Annotated in this window: 5 protein-coding genes; all 5 read left to right on the plus strand. The window is 69.2% G+C overall.

Features of this window, described 5'->3' with window-relative positions; translation table 11 throughout:
• A partial coding sequence (locus tag ACIA5H_RS37290; RefSeq protein ID WP_397081026.1) for a hypothetical protein occupies nucleotides 1-682 on the plus strand: 682 nt, incomplete at its 5' end.
• A 3-nt stretch (nucleotides 683-685) separates the two neighbouring features.
• Nucleotides 686-1,060, plus strand: coding sequence for a hypothetical protein (locus tag ACIA5H_RS37295; protein ID WP_397081028.1), 375 nt, complete (start codon nucleotides 686-688; stop codon nucleotides 1,058-1,060).
• The gene (locus tag ACIA5H_RS37300; RefSeq protein WP_397081030.1) at nucleotides 1,057-1,368 is read left to right on the plus strand and encodes a hypothetical protein; all 312 of its coding nucleotides are present in this window, start codon (nucleotides 1,057-1,059) and stop codon (nucleotides 1,366-1,368) included. Before ACIA5H_RS37295 ends, ACIA5H_RS37300 begins: the two co-directional genes overlap by 4 nt.
• Nucleotides 1,365-1,598 carry a hypothetical protein gene (locus ACIA5H_RS37305; RefSeq protein WP_397081032.1) on the plus strand — a complete coding sequence of 78 codons (234 nt, stop codon included), beginning with the start codon at nucleotides 1,365-1,367 and terminating at the stop codon, nucleotides 1,596-1,598. Before ACIA5H_RS37300 ends, ACIA5H_RS37305 begins: the two co-directional genes overlap by 4 nt.
• On the plus strand, nucleotides 1,595-2,025 hold a 431-nt coding region (locus tag ACIA5H_RS37310; protein WP_397081034.1), incomplete at its 3' end, for a hypothetical protein. The genes ACIA5H_RS37305 and ACIA5H_RS37310, both read left to right, overlap by 4 nt.

Below are 2,025 nucleotides of genomic sequence, written 5' to 3' on the forward strand. Positions count from 1 at the left end.
GCCGTCACCGCCGCGGCCGACGGACGAATGGTTTCCCGCCGAACGCGCCCGAGCTATCAGGGATCTCGTCGGCGACGCCCGCCCGGCCGTGCAGGTCCCGACGCCGGACGGAAAGCGGCGGGTCGCGTTCGATCCGTGGGCGCCCGAATTCATGGCCGAGCCTGCATGCCCGCTTACGAAGCTGCCCGCCAGCATGTGCGCGCACTGCCGCGGAAAGGATCTACCGGCACGTCTGCAGGAGGCATCGGCGAGCGGAGGGCAGACGATTATCGGACTTCCCTGGTCGCGCCCGCCCCTCTCGATGAACGACAACGGCGCCACCCGGGGCGCACGGTTCGCGCGGGCCCGCAAGATCGCCGACATTCGGCGCGACATGGTCACGCTCGCACGCAAGGCCGGTCTGCCGAAAGGTGTTCGATACGCGACGATCACGCTGCACTATCGGCCGCGCGACAACACGCCACGCGACACCGTGAACCTCGCGCCCACCGTCAAAGCGCTCGTCGATGGGCTGACGCCGCAAAAGGTCGTGCCGACCAAACGGGGTTTCAACGTGCACGCGGGCTACGGATTCGTACCCGACGACTCGACACGTCACGTGTCCACACCCGAGTCGGTCATTCACCGCGCCGAGCGTGGCAAGCCCGGTGCGATGTGGCTCGAACTGACCTGGCAGGGGTGAACTGTGGCCGAGTCCGAACAAGACGTACGCGCATGGTTCGCCGCCCAATTCCCGGACGCGCAGCCGTGGCAGGCGTATCTCTTCGAACAGGTGGTGAAAGCGCGGCGAGAGGGCCGCCAGCTCGTCATGTCGCAGCCGACCAGACGCGGCCGCATCAAGTTGAACGAATTGGTCCGCTTGAACGAATTGGTCCGCCGGTACCTCGCCGAGCAGGGCGTGACGGTTGTCAGCGGACGCCACGAATGGGGCGAACCCGTGCCCCGCAAAGGCGTACCGGTGCTGCCGTGCAAGCACTGTCCGGTCGTGTGGTGGCCCGACCGCAACGAACCCCGATCCCTGTGCCGCTCCCGGCCGCGCGACAAGAAAGGGCGCTCATGATCGAGCTGCAGCTACCCGAAAAGGATCCGGTCGAGGCCGCGCTGCTCGACTGGTTCCAGAAAGCCGACCTGTACCGCGACGGCGAGCTCGTGCACCGGGGCGTGAACCTGCTCGGCGGATCGGCCGTCGCGGCCGCCGCCTACGCGAAGGCGATCACCGCGCACCTCGCGGCCGCGGGCCCGGACATCGCCGCGATGGCGCGGTTCCTGCTGTCGCAGGACGCGGGCCAGCATGTCCGCGCGAACTCGTCGGCGCCGCTCGTCGCCGAAAGCATCATCACCATGCTTACCGAAAGGGGCCTACTGTGAGCCTGCCCGTCCCCATCGGCCAACCCGGCGGCCAACCCGGCGACGTGCAATCCGATCTGCTGCACCGCATCGGATTCATCCGCGACCGCCTGTCACACCAGCAGCGGTTCGACATGATCGGCCGCCTGCTCGTGCAGCTGCGCGACAACCTGTATCCCGGTATGCACATACTCGCGAAGGCGGACGGCTCGCTCGTCGTGACGATCCCGCGGCCGCAGGCCGATCAGTGAGCGAGTGCCGCAATCCGCACTGCCGACGCTCATGCAACGAATTCCTGTGCAGCGAGTGCGCCGAGCAGCTCGTCGACGCCCTCGACCGGGTGCCGTGGCTGCTCGAGGAGCTCGCCGTCACCGAGTTGCGGCAAGACCGGGTCTCGCGCGGACTGCGCACCGGGCGCGCGCCGCGCTCGCCGCTGCTGTTCGACCCGAAGTCCAGCGACCTGCGGCGCGCGCTGGCGAACAGCGTCACCACGTGGGCGCGGCACATCGCCGAAACGCGCGGCGTGCGGCTGCGCGCGAGCGAGGACGCTGCGGCCGCCGAATGGCTCGCCGAGCACATCACCGCGGTCCGCCTGGACGAGGCCGCGGGTGAGCTGCACCGCGACATCACGCGCGCCGTCGCCGCCGCCCTGGCGCTGATCAACGCCCGGCCGCGGGA

This window comes from Nocardia sp. NPDC051900, from assembly GCF_044452545.1.
GTDB lineage: Bacteria > Actinomycetota > Actinomycetes > Mycobacteriales > Mycobacteriaceae > Nocardia > Nocardia sichangensis.